Raw genomic sequence first — 16,690 nt, forward strand, 5'->3', positions numbered from 1 at the left:
ATGAGTAAAGAAATTTTATTAGCAGCGGAGGCGGTTTCTAATGAAAAATTACTACCACGTGAGAAAATTTTTGAAGCTTTAGAAAGTGCATTAGCTCTTTCAACGAAGAAAAAATATGAATATGAAACGGATATTCGTGTTTCAATTAATCCAAAGACAGGGGAATTTGATACTTTCCGCCGTTGGTTAGTGGTGGATGAAGTTAAAGTACCAACAAAAGAAATGACTTTAGAAGCGGCACAGTTTGATGATCCAAATATTCAATTAGGGGACTATGTCGAAGATCAAATTGAATCCATCATTTTTGACCGCATTGCGATGCAAACAGCACGTCAAGTGATTAGTGCCAAGATCCGAGAAGCTGAGCGGGCAAAAGTGATTGAACAGTTCCGTTCCGAGGAAGGAAAAATTGTGACCGGTACGGTGAAGAAAGTCAGTCGCGATAACATTATTTTAGATTTAGGTCATAAAGCAGAAGCGGTAATGGCTCGTGAAGATATGCTTCCTCGTGAAAATTTCCGACCGGGCGATCGAGTACGTGGTGTGCTTTATAAAGTCATTCCGGAAAATAAAACATCACAATTGTTTGTAACACGTGCAAAACCGGAAATGCTTGTGGAATTATTCCGTATTGAAGTACCGGAAATTGGTGAGGAAATGATCGAAATTCGTGGGGCAGCACGTGATCCGGGTTCTCGAGCAAAAATTGCCGTGAAATCCAATGATAAACGTATTGATCCTGTTGGAGCCTGCGTTGGTATGCGTGGCGCTCGAGTTCAAGCGATTACCAATGAATTGGGCGGTGAACGTGTTGATATTGTGCTTTGGGATGACAATCCGGCTCAATTTGTGATTAATGCGATGGCACCGGCGGATGTTACATCAATTATTGTAGATGAAGATAATCATTCAATGGATATAGCGGTAGATGAAGCAAACCTTGCACAAGCAATAGGGCGTAATGGTCAAAATGTTCGTTTAGCTACCCAATTGACCGGTTGGTCACTCAATGTTATGAGTAGTGATGAACTTAATGCAAAACATCAAGCAGAAGATAATAAGGCCTTGAATTTATTTATGAATACCTTGGAACTTGATGAGGAATTTGCACAAATCCTTGTAGAAGAAGGGTTTACCAACTTAGAAGAAATTGCTTATGTACCGGTGAGTGAATTAACCGCTATTGATGGTTTAGAAGACGAAGATCTTGTTGAAGAACTTCAAACCCGAGCAAAAAATGCGATTACAGCCGCAGCAGTCGCTGAGGAAGAAGCATTGAAAAAAGCGAATATTGAAGAAGCGCTACTCAACTTAGAGGGAATGAACCGCCACATCGCATTTAAGCTGGCGGAAAAACACATTACGACCCTTGAAGAGCTCGCTGAGCAAGGGGTTGATGATTTAGCGGATATTGAAGAGTTAACTTCTGAACAAGCTGCAGATTTGATCATGGCTGCACGTAATATTTGTTGGTTCAGCGAAGAGTAAGGAGAATTAATCATGACAGATGAAGTAAAAAAATCGGATAGTGAAGCACCGAAAAAATTAAGTATTCAACGCAGAACGAAAACAACAGTGAGTGGAACAACTACCACGGGTAAGAGTAAGGCTGTTCAAGTAGAAGTGCGTAAAAAAAGAACGGTAAAAACCGATGCGGCACAAAAAGCGGAAGAAGCCGCAAAATTAAAAGCTCAGCAAGAATTAGAGGCTAAAAAAGCAGCAGAAAAGAAAGCCGCAGAGGAAAAAGCACGCTTAGAAGCGGAAAAAGCGAAAGCCGAGAAAGAAAAAACGGCAAATGCAGCCCAAAGTGCGGTCGATTCCAAACCTAAATCTGTAGATGTGGAAAAAGAAAAACGTAAAGCGGAAGAAGCCGAACTTCGCCGTAAAGCGGAAGAAGTTGCCCGTCAAAAAGCAGAAGAGCAAGCCCGTAAAGCGGCGGAAGAAGCAAAACGTTATGCTGAGATAGATGATGAGGATCACGAATCATCTTCAGAAGATTATTCCGACTATAATTTAAGCTCTAAATATGCCCTTGAAGCGGAAGATGAAGAAGAACGCCGTAATGAAAGCCGTGGCCGTGGAAAAAATAAAGTCGCAAAAGCGAAAAAAGGCGGTCGTGATGATGATAATAGCAAGAATAGTCGAAATGAGCGTGAATCTAACCGTAAAAACCAAAAAGAGGGTAAACTCGGTAAAGGTAAAAATGCTAAGAAAGGGGCCGCATTACAACAGGCTTTCACAAAACCGGTTCAAGTTGCTAAAGCCGATGTGGTGATTGGTGAAACCATTACCGTTGCAGAACTTGCCAATAAAATGGCAGTTAAAGCGACTGAAATCATCAAAATGATGATGAAAATGGGCGAAATGGTGACAATTAACCAAGTGCTTGATCAAGAAACAGCACAGTTAGTGGCGGAAGAACTCGGTCATAAAGTGATTCTCCGTAATGAAAATGAACTTGAAGAAGCAGTACTCGGAGATCGTGATGTGAATGCGGAAAAAGTCACCCGTGCACCGGTAGTCACGATTATGGGTCACGTTGACCATGGTAAAACATCCTTACTTGACTATATTCGTAAAGCGAAAGTTGCCGCCGGAGAAGCGGGGGGAATTACCCAACACATTGGTGCGTACCATGTAGAAATGGATGATGGCAAGATGATTACTTTCCTTGATACACCGGGACACGCCGCCTTTACCTCTATGCGTGCTCGTGGTGCGAAAGCAACGGATATTGTGGTTCTTGTGGTGGCAGCTGATGATGGGGTGATGCCTCAAACCATTGAAGCGATTCAACATGCAAAAGCCGCAGGTGCGCCATTAGTGGTTGCGGTAAACAAAATTGATAAACCGGAAGCCAATCCTGATCGTGTTGAGCAAGAATTGCTCCAGTATGAAGTGATTTCAGAAAAATTCGGTGGCGAAGTTCAATTTGTGCCGGTTTCTGCAAAACAGGGACTTGGTATTGATGAGTTACTTGATGCGATTCTTCTTCAATCCGAAGTGCTTGAATTAACCGCTGTGAAAGATGGTATGGCAAGTGGTGTAGTGATTGAATCTTACCTTGATAAAGGCCGTGGCCCTGTGGCAACAATCTTAGTTCAATCCGGGACTTTACGTAAAGGCGACATCGTACTTTGTGGTTTTGAGTATGGTCGTGTAAGAGCGATGCGTGATGAAAATGGTAAAGAAATTGACGAAGCCGGCCCATCTATTCCGGTAGAAGTGCTTGGGCTTTCCGGTGTGCCGGCGGCAGGTGATGAAGCAACAGTCGTGCGTGATGAGAAAAAAGCGCGTGAGGTAGCATTATATCGCCAAGGTAAATTCCGTGAAGTCAAACTTGCCCGTCAGCAAAAAGCGAAACTTGAGAATATGTTTAGCAATATGACAGAAGGTGATGTAGCAGAATTAAACGTGATCGTTAAAGCAGACGTGCAGGGTTCTGTGGAAGCGATTGTTCAAGCCTTACACGAACTTTCAACGGACGAAGTAAAAGTGAAAGTGGTCGGTTCGGGCGTAGGCGGTATTACAGAAACCGATGCCACATTAGCCGCAGCGTCCAATGCGATTATGGTTGGTTTCAACGTTCGTGCTGATGCTTCGGCCCGTCGTGTGATTGAAAGTGAAAATATTGATTTACGTTATTATTCAATCATTTATGAACTGCTTAACGAAATCAAAGCGGCAATGAGCGGTATGTTACAGCCTGAATTCAAACAAGAAATCATCGGCTTGGCAGAAGTGCGTGATGTGTTCCGTCATCCGAAGTTCGGTGCGATTGCCGGTTGTATGGTGACAGAAGGGATTGTTAAGCGTAATAACCCAATCCGTGTGTTACGTGACAACGTCGTGATTTTTGAAGGCGAATTGGAATCCCTCCGTCGTTTCAAAGATGACGTGGCAGAAGTGCGTAGCAATATGGAGTGTGGTATCGGTGTGAAAAACTACAACGATGTTAAAGTGGGCGACCAAATCGAGGTATTTGAAGTCGTGGAGGTTAAACGTTCAATTTAATTATTAAGTTGTAACCTGTCGAAACGTTAAAAGTTGCGGTGAGATTCTCCTCGATTTTAAAAACACTAGAAAATCTGACCGCACTTTTTTATATCGAGTTTAGTTGTCGCTATATTTGTATAGCCTGTTCATATTCAAAAATGTAAAAGCAGTTATCTTTTGGAGTTTTAAAATGCTGGATTATTTAGCATTATTTTTTCTATTATTTGCAAGTATTGTTATTTTTTATGCAGTCATTGCCATTCACGATATCCCCTATGAAATAGCCAAAAAACGGAATCATCCCCACCTAGAGGCGATTCATTATGCCGGATGGGTGAGTTTGTTTACCTTACACGTAATTTGGCCTTTCCTTTGGATTTGGGCAACCTTATGGCATAAAGAAAACGGCTGGGGAAATGGCAATCGTCAAAAAGAACAGGTACTTTTTTCAAGCGTAGAACATATCACGCAACAGTTCCCTGAATTGGAAAAGCAAAATCTAAAATTAGAAATGGAATTGGCAACATTACGTCAAGAATTGAATATTTTGACACAAAAATTAAACCAATTAGAAAATAAGCAAAAGAGAACCGAGGTGTAGGTTATGGAGTTAATGATTTTAATTATTTATGCTTCGCTTTGTGTGGGAATTTTTAAACTCTTTAAAATTCCTTTAAACAAATGGTCGGTTCCGACGGCTATTTTAGGTGGAGTAGTATTGCTGGTTTCAATGTTATTATTTATGAATTATAACCATCCACATACCAAATTAGCGACACAATATTATGTTTCCACACCCATTGTGCCACAGGTTCGTGGTCGTGTGATTGAAGTCAATCAATTTACACCGAACCAACGGATCAAAAAAGGTGAGGTGCTATTTCGTATTGATCCTACACCTTATCAAGCTGATGTCGATGCGAAAAAAGCGGAACTGGCGAGTGCAATTCAAACGGCAACAACATTGCAACTCGATGTGAATGCCGCTAAAGCCCGCTTAGAAGAAGCGAAATTGACGATGTACCAAAAACAAAAAGAAGCGGAACGTTACAAAAAACTGGTGGCGACACAAGGGGTGAGCCAACTTGAATCGGAAGTAAAAATGCGTGAGGCTTTGACTGCAAAAGCGACCTATGAAACCCGTATCGCCGAGCTTGAAAAAGCAGAGAAATTACTAGATTCTAACATCAAGGGTGAAAATACCACCGTTGCAGCCAAACGTGCTGCCCTTGAACGTGCCGAGTTCGATTTGGAATCAACGATTGTGCGTGCACCGTCTGACGGTTATATTTCACAGCAATTTTTACAAGAAGGTATGATGGCAGGGCGTCTAGCTATTCGCCCGGTGATGACCTTTATTGGTGAACAAAAACGTCAGTTTGTTGCAGCATTTCGTCAAAATTCTCTATTACGTTTAAAAGCCGGTGATGAGGCAGAATTAGCCTTTCCTGCTATTCCTGGAAAAGTTTTCCCTGCCAAAGTGAAAGCGATTTTACCGGCTATTGGTGAAAGTGAAGTGCAAGCAAACGGCACAACATATACCCGTAAATTCATTGATGAACAAGCCATGCCTCTTGTATTACTTGAACTCACTGAAGAAATGGAGGAATATCAACTTCCTTTTGGTGCAACCGCAGAAGCGGCAGTTTACACCGAACATGCTCACCATCTCGCTATGATGCGTAAAATTTTATTGAGAATGAATAGTTGGAAAAATTACCTCTATTTGGACCACTAAAATAGATAAATATTCTGCTGAATACTAAAAACGGTTCTATTATCTATGGGATAGAATCGTTTTATTTCATCTAAATTTAGAATTTGTTTATACCTAGGCAAGCTCTTGTTATTTTGGTATCTTAGCCCGAATAGTGTTTAATTGCTTGCTAAAATTATGACTCAGAAATGAGTCTGATATCTTTAAAAGATACATTGATATTAATTTGTAATAAGGTAGTAAATTTTTATGGATAATCTATTAAATAAGTGTAGTCGTGCGAGTGCCATACCTTCATTATTATGTGATTTTTACAAAACCTCTCACCGAATAATGTATCCCGAAGGTTCACAAATTCTTTATAGTACATTTACACCTCGTAGCAATAAACATGCCCCTTATTTAACAAGAGTAGTCTCCTTTGGTTTCCAAGCATTTATTACTAAATATTTAATTCATTATTTTAATGACAACTTCTTTTCTCGGGATAAAGATGAAATTGTTTCCGAATATTCAGATTTTATTAAAAAAACGTTGCAGTTAGATGATAAAGGGGAACACATTAAACAACTACACGAACTGGGTTACTTACCCATTCAGATTAAAGCCATTCCTGAAGGAAAAACCGTAGCAATTAAAGTTCCCGTGATGACGATTGAGAATACCCATCCCGATTTCTTTTGGCTGACAAACTATTTAGAAACACTTATTAATGTATCCCTTTGGCAGCCGATGACCTCAGCTTCCATTGCTTTTGCCTGTCGAACACTATTAGCTAAGTTTGCAAATGAAACCTGTGATAACCAAGATCACGTGCCATTTCAATCTCACGATTTTTCAATGAGAGGTATGAGTTCTTTAGAATCGGCGGAAACTTCGGGGGCGGCTCATTTAACCTCTTTTTTAGGTACAGATACGATTCCGGCGATCGCTTTCATTGAAGCCTACTATGGCTCTAAGGATTTAATTGGCACTTCAATACCGGCTTCAGAACACTCAGTGATGAGCTCACATGGTATTGATGAATTGCCTACATTTCGTTATTTAATGGCAAAATTCCCGAATAGTATGTTGTCAATTGTGTCGGATACCACTGATTTTTGGCATAACATTACGATTAATTTACCTTTATTGAAGCAGGAAATTATGGCAAGGCCTGAAAATGCCCGTTTAGTTATTCGACCTGATAGCGGTGATTTTTTTGCGATTATTTGTGGTGATCCTACGGCAAATACTGAACATGAACGTAAAGGGCTGATTGAGTGTTTATGGGATATTTTTGGCGGCATGGTTAATCAGAAAGGTTATAAAGTTCTCGATCCCCATATTGGTGCTATTTATGGCGATGGCGTAACTTATGAAAAAATGGTGAAGATTTTAGAGGGGCTAAAAACCAAAGGCTTTGCCTCAAGTAATATTGTGTTTGGTGTTGGTGCGCAAACTTATCAGCGTAATACACGTGATACATTAGGATTCGCTATTAAAGCCACCTCTATCACGATTAATGGTGAAGAAAAAGCGATCTTTAAAAACCCTAAAACCGACAATGGCTTAAAGAAATCCCAAAAAGGCCGGGTTAAAGTCCTTTCTTATGATACCTATCTTGATGGACTAACCGCAAAAGATGACTTTAGTGATGATTTATTAGAACTACTCTTTGAAGACGGCAAACTGCTACGTCGAATTGATTTTGATCAAATTAGACAAAATTTATTTGCCGATTATAACCCACCATCAAATTAATAAGTTGCTTTTAGGGTATTATAACCAAAAGAGCGGTTAACTATTATCACGTTTACCGCTCCTTTACCTAACCTCTGACTCGGGCTACCTTTCTTTCATAAAATAAAAAAATTTTTCTCACGACACAACCTGTCGCAGTGCATTATGAGAAATGCTTTATACTCCAGTGTGATTTAATTATCACAGAGGAGAAAATCTATGCATAGACTTACCGTTAATTCAAATCCTGAAAATATCAATCAACAAATCCCTTCAAGTTTAGCGGAGCAACCGACAGACTCAAAAGATAAAAGTGAAGCGGAACAGCAGATAACAAGATTATTGGAGATTGAGGAACGCGATAATGAATATTGTGGTGAAGAGCTGGAAAATGCCGATAGCCCGCTAAGAAAAATGTTGCGTGAGGAACTTTCTGTTGAAACTCAAATGCTTTTGGCAAAATCCAATACTTGGCGTGTACGAGAAATCCTTGCAGCAAATCCTTATCTCTCGGTACAAGCCCAACTAATTTTGGCGGAAGATGAGTATGACGATATAATTGAGATACTTGCTGACAATCCGGCGCTTGCCGAAGCAACTCAATTAGTTTTGGCAAAAGGTCATAGCTGTTTGGCAAAAAGAACACTTGCTGAGAAGAATAATCTTCCCGAAAATGTGCAGTTGCTTTTAGCTCAAGATGAAGATCGTTGGGTACGAAAAACGCTCTCAATGAATCCAAATGTTTCGCCAAACGCCACAAATACTTTTATTGCAAAGTAGCGGTACAAGAATAGGGCTTGCCGGTAATCCGAATCTTTCTGAAGAAGTGCGGTTGATTTTAGCTAAAGAAGGAAATAGGGAAGTAAAAGAAGCACTTGGAATTCACAGTGAGCAAACAAAATTTACAAACAGTCAATGGTTTCGTTTTTTATAATTGATTAAGAGGAAAATACCGTGAACAATGGATTATCCATCAATCAAACACAGGAAATAATAGTACAAAAACTCAGTGAAAATCCGCTTTTTTCCCTTAAGAACAGCTTAAAATGGTAAAAAGCAGAGATGTTTTTGTAAGACGGAAGTTAGCTGAAAGTTCAAATTTACTTTGCGATGTTATTGAGCAATTAAGAAAGGATCAAAATTTTAGTGTAAGAAAAAGTTTAGAAGAAAATACGCTTAAATAGTATTTTAAACGTTAGTTAGATATTATTTAGGGGATATTTATATCTAATTTGATAGATTATCCAAAATAAAGAGGGGCAATTTCCTCTTTTTATTGCTTTCAAAAAATCCCGATATTAGGTTGCAAACACACAAATAGGGACTTTCAATGGAATGTAGATTCATAGTTACCAATATCGCTAAATTAAAGGCTAATATCCTCCAATATTAAATAACGTGACCGGTAGGGACACACTGCGTGTGTCCGCTTAATGATTTGATTTTATAACGGACACACGCAGTGTGTCCCTACCATTTCATTAAATTGTACATTTGCGACATAAGGCCGAAAAATTCCCTCGAAACAGACCGCACTTTTCACTTTTGGACGATAAATTTTGCTATAATCCCTCGCCTTAAAAAAGAATTTTGACAATAGGAAAAGGAAATGGCTCGAGAATTTAAACGTAGCGACCGTGTGGCGCAGGAAATCCAGAAAGAAATTGCGGTGATTTTACAGCGTGAGGTGAAAGATCCCCGTGTTGGTATGGTAACCGTATCCGATGTAGAGGTGTCGAGTGATTTGGCGTATGCCAAAATTTTTGTCACTTTCTTGTTCGATCACGATGAAACGGCAATTGAACAAGGGATGAAAGGGTTGGAAAAAGCCGCACCTTATATTCGCACTTTGCTTGGCAAAGCGATGCGTTTACGCATTGTGCCGGAAATTCGTTTTATCTACGATCAATCCCTCGTGGAAGGGATGAGAATGTCCAATTTGGTGACGAACGTGGTGCGTGAAGATGAACGCAAACATGTTGAGGACGAGCAATAATGTCCAGACCACGCAAACGGGGACGGGATATTGATGGCGTGTTTTTGTTGGATAAACCGCAGGGAATGTCTTCCAATGAGATTATGCAAAAAGTCAAGCGCCTTTTCCAAGCCAATAAAGCAGGGCATACGGGGGCGTTAGATCCCTTGGCAACAGGAATGTTGCCGATTTGTTTGGGTGAGGCAACGAAGTTTTCGCAATTTTTATTGGATGCGGATAAACGGTATTTAGTGACCGCGAAATTGGGGGAATGCACCGATACTTCCGATGCTGATGGGCAGATTGTGGAAACTCGTGCGGTGGGGGTAGAAACGCCGCAAATTTTGACCGCACTTGAGCAATTTCGGGGCGATATTTTGCAAGTGCCGACCATGTTTTCAGCCTTAAAACATCAAGGTAAACCTTTGTATGAATATGCCCGTCAAGGTATTACCGTAGAGCGTGAAGCCCGCCCAATCACCATCTTTGAACTCAACTTTATTGAATATCAAGCCCCTTATTTAACCTTGGAAGTACATTGCTCTAAAGGCACTTATATTCGCACTTTGGTAGATGATTTAGGGGAAGTGTTAGGCTGTGGCGCACACGTCACTATGTTACGCCGACTTGCCGTGGCGGATTATCCCATTGAAGCGATGATGAGTTGGGAAGAATTACAATATCTTGCGGAAAAGCAAAATTTGGCGTTACTTGATCAACATTTATTACCAACAGACACGGCAGTGAGCAGATTACCAGCGTTGCATTTGAATGAGTCACAAAGCCGTGCCATTGGTTTTGGTCAGCGTGTAAAATTTGCTAACGAGCAACAATGGCAAGGGCAAGTGCGGTTGTTTTCAGCGGAGAATTTGTTTTTGGGTGTTGCTCGTATTGAAGGGCATATCATTCATCCGCAACGATTAATCACACAAACTCTATAATTTCAGTTGCCTTTCCGACTAAATTCCAGTAATCTCACCTGTAATTAATTTCTTACAATTGGTGTAAATAAAATATTACAGGTGGATTATGGAAGCGCTTAATGATTTACGTTCCGAAATTGATTCGCTCGATCGCGAACTCATTCAACTTTTTTCTAAACGCCTCAAACTGGTTTCACAGGTGGGCAAAGTCAAACATCAACACGGTCTCCCTATCTATGCACCCGATCGTGAAATTGCTATGTTAAAAGCACGCCGTTTGGAAGCGGAGAAAGCCGGGATTTCACCGGATTTAATTGAAGATGTGCTACGCCGTTTTATACGGGAATCCTATACCAATGAAAACCGGTTTGGTTTTAAAACCGTGAATCCCAACATTCAAAAAATTGTGATTGTAGGCGGTTATGGAAAATTGGGCGGATTATTTGCCCGTTATTTGAGAGCTTCCGGTTATCCGATTTCTGTTTTAGAACGTGATGATTGGGATGTAGCCGAGAGAATTCTTGCTAATGCAGATGCGCTAATTGTTTCCGTCCCAATTTCCAATACACTTGAAACCATTGAACGCTTAAAACCTTATTTAGCAGAAAATATGCTACTGGCGGATCTCACTTCCGTGAAACGTGAGCCTTTGGAGAAAATGTTGGAAATACACCAAGGGGCTGTTGTGGGATTGCACCCGATGTTTGGCCCGGATATTGCCAGTATGGCAAAACAAGTGGTCGTACGCTGTGATGGGCGTTTTCCTGAACGCTATGAATGGTTGCTTGAACAAATTCAAATTTGGGGAGCAAAAATTCACCAAACCGACGCTATCGAACATGATCACAATATGACTTATGTGCAAGCCTTACGTCATTTTTCGACTTTTGCCAATGGCTTGCACCTTTCCAAGCAACCGGTAAATCTTGCTAATTTATTGGCGCTTTCTTCCCCAATTTATCGTTTAGAATTGGCGATGATCGGGCGTTTGTTTGCACAAGATGCCGAGCTGTATGCAGATATTATTATGGATAAAGCGGAAAACCTAGAGGTAATTGAAAGTTTAAAACAAACTTATGAAGAAGCATTAGCATTTTTTGAAAACCATGATCGCATGGGATTCATTGATGCCTTTCATCAAGTACGAGAATGGTTCGGCGACTATTCCGAACAATTTTTAAAAGAAAGCCATCAATTGCTGCAACAAGCAAATGATTTAAAACAAGGGTAAATAGAAAGTGCGGTTAAGAATAACCGCACAATTGTCTGTTCTTTTCCTATTTAAAAATAATGGATATATTCGATTATAATAATCCTTACTGTCTGGCTAACCGTAAATTTTCAGGTAGAGGCTCAAAGTTAGAACGGAAGGGATTTATATCCAAGCCGCCACGGCGGGTATAGCGGGCATAAACTGTGAGTTTTTCCGGTGTGGCATAGTGCATTAAATCGCAAAAAATACGCTCGACACATTGCTCGTGAAATTCGTTGTGCTGACGGAAAGAGACAACGTAACGTAATAATTTTTCCCGATCAATTTTTTTGCCAATATAGTGAATTTGAAGGGAGCCCCAATCAGGCTGATTGGTGATTAAACAATTTGATTTTAATAAATGACTGACTAAATATTCTTCTACCACCTCATCAGATACGCAATTTTCTAGCCAACCGGTATTAAATTGATAGTCAGTAATTTCAATGTCTTGCTCATCAATACATTCACCTTGTAACCTATCAATTTGTTGTGTTTGATAAAACGCAAGCGGATTTAACCACACTTTTACTTCGCCTTGGGCACATTCTGCTAAATCTTGCTGCATAATATGTGCCACTTGATTAAAATCGGCAAATTTGGTTTGGTTAAAGCTGTTTAAATAGAGTTTAAAACTTTTAGATTCAATTAAATTTTGGCTTTGATGATCCAAATAAATATCCGCAATCGCCACCTGTGGCACACCTTTTTCATTCAGCCATGAAATTTCATAAGCTGTCCAAATATCAGCACCTATTGTAAAGGGTTGGGCTTTGGTGATGCCTAAATCATCACGGTTCAATGCTCTAGGAACGGGCTGCAATAACGTGTGGTCATATTCATTGGCATAATCGGTTTTTTGTCCGAGTTTAAGGGCGTCTAGCCCGTAATTTTGCTTGTTCATTGTTTTTCCTTGCTATAAAAAATTCCACGAAATATTTGAGATCAATCGGCATTGATCACATTTAAAATGAAATACCTCAAAAATAGGTTCGCTTAATGCCCAGTTGCCAGCACATTCGGGGCATTGTCGATGTTGCTCTTTTTCAAGGGATTCACCACCCACACGATAAAGATAATAATAGGTAGGAATATGACTTATTTTTTCGATTTCTTGGGCTAAATAGCGACCATGTTTTGCCAATCTGCTTTGATGATCGGTGATTTCCTTTAAGGCTTGATGTTCCAAAATCGCGCCATTCATTTGAAGTTGATCGCAGGCTTGCCAGTTTTCTTGCCATTTAATGATATCTTGGCTTAGGTGCGGTTGGGTTTTCAGTTGTTTATAAAGAGGAATGGGAGAAAAATTCTCGCCACTATGAAGAGGCGAGCAACTTTGTAAATGGGTGGTATAAAGTATTTGCCACGCAGGATAAGAATTTGGGGTGGTTTGATCGCTATTGAGATCATCGCCGATTAATTGAAAACCCTCAAAAATCAGACCGTACTTTTTGGCATTTTCTAATGCGTGACTGACCTCTATATTATTATTTTGGGGGAAAAGGCTGTCTTGTTCAGGGCAAATGACACGCATAGCAAAGCCTTGTTGCCCGTTTTCCTCCGCTAAATAGAGCGGAATTTCACGCCCGATAATCTGACCGTTATAACGCCATTGATCAATGAGTGTATTCAGCAAACGGCTTTGTTCCGCAATGTCATTTTCAAGTGCGGTCAATTTGAAGAAAGTTTCGATTAAGTACATTGTTGTTTTAATTGTTCTTTAATTTGATTTAAGCCGTTTAAGCGGGTTTCGCTTAAACGTTGTGCTATACCGAGTTCGGTAAAAAAAGCGGTGAGATCAAATTCGCTTAATTCATCGGCAGTTTTGCCATTGATTTTTTCAAGTAAAAGCCAAAGTAAACCGTTCATAATGCGTGCTTCACTGAAGGCTCTGAATCGAAAAGTACGGTCATGTTGAGGGCGAATTTGAAACCACATTTGTGCTTCACAACCCGTAATCGGTTGCATATTGGCGAGTTCATCATCACTTGGGCGAGGCAAATTTTTGCCCGCTTGAATAATCAGGCGGTAACGTTCTTCCCAGTTTTTTGCTAGTTTTAATTGATCAATCATTGTAAAAGTTCCAAAGCTTTATCTAGTGCAGCGAAAAATTTTGCCACATCCTCAGGTGTGTTGTAAGGGGCAAAAGAGAGGCGTAAAGTGGTTCGCTCTCCGATACTTGCTAAATAGGGTTGGGCGCAATGTTCTCCCACTCGCAACGCAATATTTTGTTCACTGAGCAAGGTGGAAAGATCCGAGCTATCAATCCCATCAAAGACAAAACACACAATGCTACTTGGTTGTGGAGAATCGAATAATCGACAATTTATATAATTTTTTAACCGCACTTTGACCAATTCTGCCAATGCCAGCACGTGTTGTTCTGCTGATTCAAAATCCCATTGTTGTAACCAATCTAATACGGCATTAAAGCCAATTACGCCAGCGATATTTGGTGTGCCGGCTTCAAGGCGATAGGGTAATTCGGCAAAGGTGATATTTTCTGATGACACACGATCGACCATTTTTCCACCGAAAAAAAGTGGTTGGAGTGATGAAAGTGCGGTCAATTTTCCGCTTAAAACCCCAATTCCATTTGGGCCATAAATTTTATGGGCGGAAAAGACGAGAAAATCCGCATCAAGATCTTGCAGATCAATCTTAATGTGGCTGATTGCTTGGGCGGCATCCACTAAAACAAGGGCATTGCTATGTTGGCGAATCATTTGAATTAAGCATTTAACGGGCTGCTCCGTGCCGGTGACGTTTGAAACAAAGTTTAATGCCACCAGTTTTGTGCGTTCATTGAGCGTATTCTTTAGTGCGGTTTCGTCAATAAGCCAATTATCCAAAAGAGGCAAAATCCGAATTTTTGCACCGCACTTTTTGGCGGTTTCATGCCAAGTGACAAAATTCGCATGGTGATCTGCTTGACTGATCAGAATTTCATCGCCGGTTTTCAAATGGGGTAATAACCCGTTCGCCACTAAATTAATCGAATGGGTTGTGCCGGACGTCCAAATCACCGCTTTTTCATCTTCCGCATTAATCAGCCGTTTCACCTGCGTGCGTGCCTGTTCATATTGGGCGGTTTGCTTCGCATCATATTGGCTACGATGCACTGAACCTGCTGAGGCATAAAATTCAGCGGTGCGTTCAATTAATACCTGAGGTTTTAATGCCGTAGCGGCATTATCTAAATACACGGTGGCATTAGGGCTTTTAAAATAAGGGAAATGTTCTTTAAATGATTGATAATCAAAAGCCATACTTTTTCTCCTGTTTGCGCCATTCATGGGGAGGAATGGGGGAACGATCAGCCCATAAGCCTAATCGTTGTGCTTGTGCTTTTTCTTGAGCGTATAAATAAATGGGGTGGTGAAGATATTGATTATACGCCCAAGCCATACCGGATTTTACCATTTCAAGATTAATGTTTTTTCCGTTGTAATAAACGGTCGCAAGCGTGCGTTTATAGCGATCTTGACCGCTTATTTTTAAGGTGACCCTCCGTTTATAAATCAGCTTTGAAAGCTGCTGTTTGGATTTCTTGCCAAAAGGTTGATTCCTTTCCGGTGCATCAATTTCTTCTAAACGCACTTTGATCGGTTTATTTCCTATCATCAGGCAGGTGATCGTATCGCCATCACTGATTCCTATCACAAGACAAGTGTTGGAAGGGTGGGAATGGGCTGAAAGTGCGGTAAAAAAAACAAATAAAATTAAAAAGATATTTTTAATCATTGGGTTAATGAATGATAAATGGTTTTATTTCGGTGAATTATTGAAAATTTTCCACTTTGGAAAATGAATCAGCATTGTAGCAAATTACAACCCTAATGAACCAGTGTTATGATTTTTGATCAAACGCATAAATTCTTGTATTTTTCAAGAAAAAGAGTAGTAAAGGGCGGAAAAATAGGCGTAAAATATTTTTTAAATTTTATTGAAAAAGTTGAAAAGGAAAAAGATGTTATACAAGCTGTTTCTTTTGGTTCGTTCCTTATTGATTCTTTACATTATTCTTTATCTCGGTAATCAAATTGCGCATTTTATCCCAGTTGGCGTACCCGGTAGTATTTGGGGATTATTACTACTTTTTATTGGCTTGACGACAAAAATCATTGCTTTGGAATGGGTTTATTTGAGTGCAAGTTTGTTGATTCGTTTCATGGCCGTGTTGTTTGTCCCTGTGAGTGTAGGGATTATTAAGTATTCTGACTTATTGTGGGCGCAAATGAATATTTTGATTATTCCTAATGTTGTCAGCACTTGTGCCACCCTCGTTTTTATCGGCATTGTGGCGAATATCATGTTTGAACGCCAATCCTTTCACCATAAACGCAAAAAAGTCTTAGCCAAACGCACGGTACAAGAAGAAAAACAAAGTCATTAAATAGAGTGATATTATGAATTACGGCATTTATCTTTGTAGTTTATTAACAGTTTTCGGATTTTGGCTTGCTCTCCAAATTAATAAGCGTTGGAAATCTATTATTTTCAACTCATTTATTCTTACCGTGGTGATTTTGGTTGTGATTTTAGTAATGGGGAAAATTCCTTATGATGACTATATGCAAGGCAATGCCCCTATTAATCATTTATTGAGCTTGAGTATTGTGGCGCTTGCTTTGCCGCTCTATGAGCAATTAAGACAAATTGCCAAACAGTGGCGTATTATTCTTTCTGTTGTTGTCCTTGCTTCTGTCTTCTCAATGTTTACCGGTGCCATCCTCGCATTAATTTTAGGGGCGACACCGGATATGGTGGCTACTGTGTTGCCCAAATCTATTACCACACCGATTGCAATGGAAGTATCAGCCCATTTAGGGGGGATTCCTGCGGTTACCGCAGTAGGCGTTGTGCTGGCAGGGTTGCAAGGTTCGATTTTTGGTTATTTGATTTTGAAAAAAATAGGGCTGCGTCACCAAGAGGCGATAGGTTTGTCGGTCGGTTCGATTTCTCACGCATTAGGCACGGTAAGCTGTATGGAAATTAATCCTAAAGCGGGGAGTTATAGTTCGATTTCTTTGGTACTTTGTGGCATTATCAGCTCTATCCTTGCCCCTTTGGTGTTTAACCTTATTTATTTGTTTATGTAAACT

General features: G+C 40.2%; 17 protein-coding genes. 12 read left to right on the forward strand and 5 right to left on the reverse strand.

Translation table 11 applies throughout. From position 1 onward, the window contains the following. The 10 genes from nusA to tyrA all read left to right on the forward strand — a co-directional run bounded on the left by nusA (position 1) and on the right by tyrA (position 11,564). Positions 1 to 1,488, forward strand: a complete 1,488-nt coding sequence (gene nusA / locus E4T92_RS02415) for a transcription termination factor NusA (protein ID WP_135093289.1) — start codon at positions 1 to 3, stop codon at positions 1,486 to 1,488. 12 nt (positions 1,489 to 1,500) lie between these two features. After that, positions 1,501 to 4,014, forward strand: a complete 2,514-nt coding sequence (gene infB / locus E4T92_RS02420) for a translation initiation factor IF-2 (protein ID WP_135093290.1) — start codon at positions 1,501 to 1,503, stop codon at positions 4,012 to 4,014. A 172-nt stretch (positions 4,015 to 4,186) separates the two neighbouring features. After that, complete coding sequence (locus E4T92_RS02425; protein WP_135093291.1) at positions 4,187 to 4,597, forward strand: DUF3302 domain-containing protein; 411 nt, start codon at positions 4,187 to 4,189, stop codon at positions 4,595 to 4,597. Positions 4,598 to 4,600: 3 nt separating this feature from the next. Next, positions 4,601 to 5,734 carry an HlyD family secretion protein gene (locus E4T92_RS02430; RefSeq protein WP_135093292.1) on the forward strand — a complete coding sequence of 378 codons (1,134 nt, stop codon included), beginning with the start codon at positions 4,601 to 4,603 and terminating at the stop codon, positions 5,732 to 5,734. Positions 5,735 to 5,962: 228 nt separating this feature from the next. Then, a complete protein-coding gene (locus E4T92_RS02435) occupies positions 5,963 to 7,456 on the forward strand; it encodes a nicotinate phosphoribosyltransferase (protein ID WP_135093293.1) in 1,494 nt (497 codons plus the stop codon). A 198-nt stretch (positions 7,457 to 7,654) separates the two neighbouring features. Then, positions 7,655 to 8,215 carry a hypothetical protein gene (locus E4T92_RS02440; protein WP_135093294.1) on the forward strand — a complete coding sequence of 187 codons (561 nt, stop codon included), beginning with the start codon at positions 7,655 to 7,657 and terminating at the stop codon, positions 8,213 to 8,215. Then, positions 8,175 to 8,369: a hypothetical protein gene (locus tag E4T92_RS02445; RefSeq protein WP_135093295.1), complete on the forward strand. Its 195-nt coding sequence runs from the start codon at positions 8,175 to 8,177 to the stop codon at positions 8,367 to 8,369. Before E4T92_RS02440 ends, E4T92_RS02445 begins: the two co-directional genes overlap by 41 nt. A 675-nt stretch (positions 8,370 to 9,044) precedes the next feature. After that, complete coding sequence (gene rbfA, locus E4T92_RS02450) at positions 9,045 to 9,431, forward strand: 30S ribosome-binding factor RbfA (protein WP_077540610.1); 387 nt, start codon at positions 9,045 to 9,047, stop codon at positions 9,429 to 9,431. Further along, positions 9,431 to 10,351, forward strand: coding sequence for a tRNA pseudouridine(55) synthase TruB (gene truB, locus E4T92_RS02455; protein WP_135093296.1), 921 nt, complete (start codon positions 9,431 to 9,433; stop codon positions 10,349 to 10,351). The genes rbfA and truB overlap by 1 nt, the downstream gene beginning before the upstream one ends. Positions 10,352 to 10,439: 88 nt before the next feature. Then, entirely contained in the window at positions 10,440 to 11,564 is a 1,125-nt protein-coding gene (gene tyrA / locus E4T92_RS02460; RefSeq protein WP_135093297.1) for a bifunctional chorismate mutase/prephenate dehydrogenase, read from the forward strand. Positions 11,565 to 11,649: 85 nt separating this feature from the next. Here tyrA and queF read toward each other — a convergent pair whose 3' ends face one another. The 5 genes from queF to E4T92_RS02485 are packed head-to-tail and all read right to left on the reverse strand — an operon-like array spanning position 11,650 to position 15,329. Next, positions 11,650 to 12,489, reverse strand: coding sequence for an NADPH-dependent 7-cyano-7-deazaguanine reductase QueF (gene queF, locus E4T92_RS02465; protein ID WP_135093298.1), 840 nt, complete (start codon positions 12,487 to 12,489; stop codon positions 11,650 to 11,652). A 12-nt stretch (positions 12,490 to 12,501) separates the two neighbouring features. Beyond that, on the reverse strand, positions 12,502 to 13,287 hold the full coding sequence (locus E4T92_RS02470) for a Zn-ribbon-containing protein (RefSeq protein WP_135093299.1): 786 nt from the start codon (positions 13,285 to 13,287) through the stop codon (positions 12,502 to 12,504). Continuing rightward, a complete protein-coding gene (locus E4T92_RS02475; RefSeq protein ID WP_135093300.1) occupies positions 13,278 to 13,658 on the reverse strand; it encodes a SufE family protein in 381 nt (126 codons plus the stop codon). Before E4T92_RS02475 ends, E4T92_RS02470 begins: the two co-directional genes overlap by 10 nt. Then, positions 13,655 to 14,854, reverse strand: coding sequence for a cysteine desulfurase (locus E4T92_RS02480; RefSeq protein WP_135093301.1), 1,200 nt, complete (start codon positions 14,852 to 14,854; stop codon positions 13,655 to 13,657). The genes E4T92_RS02475 and E4T92_RS02480 overlap by 4 nt, the downstream gene beginning before the upstream one ends. Next, entirely contained in the window at positions 14,844 to 15,329 is a 486-nt protein-coding gene (locus E4T92_RS02485; RefSeq protein WP_135093302.1) for a thermonuclease family protein, read from the reverse strand. Before E4T92_RS02485 ends, E4T92_RS02480 begins: the two co-directional genes overlap by 11 nt. Positions 15,330 to 15,555: 226 nt before the next feature. On the opposite strand from E4T92_RS02485, the gene E4T92_RS02490 reads away from it, so the two are divergent. Together E4T92_RS02490 and E4T92_RS02495 are read left to right on the forward strand one after the other, a co-directional pair. Beyond that, positions 15,556 to 15,981 (forward strand): CidA/LrgA family protein, encoded by a 426-nt coding sequence (locus tag E4T92_RS02490; RefSeq protein ID WP_135093303.1) that lies wholly within the window; start codon positions 15,556 to 15,558, stop codon positions 15,979 to 15,981. A 10-nt stretch (positions 15,982 to 15,991) separates the two neighbouring features. Next, on the forward strand, positions 15,992 to 16,687 hold the full coding sequence (locus E4T92_RS02495) for a CidB/LrgB family autolysis modulator (RefSeq protein ID WP_135093304.1): 696 nt from the start codon (positions 15,992 to 15,994) through the stop codon (positions 16,685 to 16,687). The last annotated feature ends 3 nt before the right edge of the window (positions 16,688 to 16,690 follow it).

It is taken from the genome of Pasteurella sp. WM03, from assembly GCF_004570945.1.
Classification (GTDB): domain Bacteria; phylum Pseudomonadota; class Gammaproteobacteria; order Enterobacterales; family Pasteurellaceae; genus Rodentibacter.

Excerpts from the sequence above, each read along its gene's own strand:
- nusA (WP_135093289.1), top strand. The coding sequence starts at position 1 with ATGAGTAAAGAAATTTTATTAGCAGCGGAGGCGGTTTCTAATGAAAAA.
- infB (WP_135093290.1), top strand. The coding sequence starts at position 1,501 with ATGACAGATGAAGTAAAAAAATCGGATAGTGAAGCACCGAAAAAATTA.
- E4T92_RS02425 (WP_135093291.1), top strand. The coding sequence starts at position 4,187 with ATGCTGGATTATTTAGCATTATTTTTTCTATTATTTGCAAGTATTGTT.
- E4T92_RS02430 (WP_135093292.1), top strand. The coding sequence starts at position 4,601 with ATGGAGTTAATGATTTTAATTATTTATGCTTCGCTTTGTGTGGGAATT.
- E4T92_RS02435 (WP_135093293.1), top strand. The coding sequence starts at position 5,963 with ATGGATAATCTATTAAATAAGTGTAGTCGTGCGAGTGCCATACCTTCA.
- E4T92_RS02440 (WP_135093294.1), top strand. The coding sequence starts at position 7,655 with ATGCATAGACTTACCGTTAATTCAAATCCTGAAAATATCAATCAACAA.
- E4T92_RS02445 (WP_135093295.1), top strand. The coding sequence starts at position 8,175 with ATGTTTCGCCAAACGCCACAAATACTTTTATTGCAAAGTAGCGGTACA.
- rbfA (WP_077540610.1), top strand. The coding sequence starts at position 9,045 with ATGGCTCGAGAATTTAAACGTAGCGACCGTGTGGCGCAGGAAATCCAG.
- truB (WP_135093296.1), top strand. The coding sequence starts at position 9,431 with ATGTCCAGACCACGCAAACGGGGACGGGATATTGATGGCGTGTTTTTG.
- tyrA (WP_135093297.1), top strand. The coding sequence starts at position 10,440 with ATGGAAGCGCTTAATGATTTACGTTCCGAAATTGATTCGCTCGATCGC.
- queF (WP_135093298.1), bottom strand. The coding sequence starts at position 12,489 with ATGAACAAGCAAAATTACGGGCTAGACGCCCTTAAACTCGGACAAAAA.
- E4T92_RS02470 (WP_135093299.1), bottom strand. The coding sequence starts at position 13,287 with ATGTACTTAATCGAAACTTTCTTCAAATTGACCGCACTTGAAAATGAC.
- E4T92_RS02475 (WP_135093300.1), bottom strand. The coding sequence starts at position 13,658 with ATGATTGATCAATTAAAACTAGCAAAAAACTGGGAAGAACGTTACCGC.
- E4T92_RS02480 (WP_135093301.1), bottom strand. The coding sequence starts at position 14,854 with ATGGCTTTTGATTATCAATCATTTAAAGAACATTTCCCTTATTTTAAA.
- E4T92_RS02485 (WP_135093302.1), bottom strand. The coding sequence starts at position 15,329 with ATGATTAAAAATATCTTTTTAATTTTATTTGTTTTTTTTACCGCACTT.
- E4T92_RS02490 (WP_135093303.1), top strand. The coding sequence starts at position 15,556 with ATGTTATACAAGCTGTTTCTTTTGGTTCGTTCCTTATTGATTCTTTAC.